Raw genomic sequence first — 632 nt, forward strand, 5'->3', positions numbered from 1 at the left:
CACGCCAGGGTGCCATGAACTGGCTTGGCCAGGACGGCAGCCTGTGGATGTTCGGCGGTTATGGCTATGCCACGGCTGTCACCAGTCCGCCGCGCTACCAGAATGATCTCTGGCAGTATGACCGCACGATCGGCAACTGGATCTGGCGCAAGGGCAACAACACGCCTAACAACTTTGGTGTCTACGGTGCGATCACCGTGGAGGCTGCGGCGAACAGCCCCGGCTCCCGCCATACCGGCACGACCTGGACAGATGCCAATGGCAATCTCTGGCTCTTCGGTGGCTTCGGCGTGGGCACGGGCACAGGAGCGGCTTCGCTGAATGACCTGTGGCGCTTCAACCGTGGCACCGGCAACTGGACGTGGATGAAGGGCAGCACCGTCACCGGAGCCGCTGCGGTGTATGGCACTCTCAATACCCCGGCAGCAGGCAACACGCCTGGAGCACGCAGCAGCGCCGCGGGTGTGTATCGCGAGGGTAATCTGTGGCTCTTCGGCGGCTACACGGGCACGTCCTACTACAATGACGTGTGGCGTTATGAGATCGCCACCGGCAACTGGGCCTGGATGGGCGGCGGCAGCACACCTAACCAAAACGGTGTCTACGGCACGCAGGGCACGGCATCCACCTCC

The 632-nt window shown here is 63.4% G+C and carries 1 protein-coding gene; it reads left to right on the forward strand.

The window, feature by feature from the left end:
- A partial coding sequence (locus tag BGE01nite_RS28825) for a Kelch repeat-containing protein (RefSeq protein ID WP_218033133.1) occupies window positions 1-632 on the forward strand: 632 nt, incomplete at both ends.

This window comes from Prosthecobacter gellanilyticus, assembly GCF_007992435.1.
GTDB classification, from domain to species: domain Bacteria; phylum Verrucomicrobiota; class Verrucomicrobiia; order Verrucomicrobiales; family Verrucomicrobiaceae; genus Prosthecobacter; species Prosthecobacter gellanilyticus.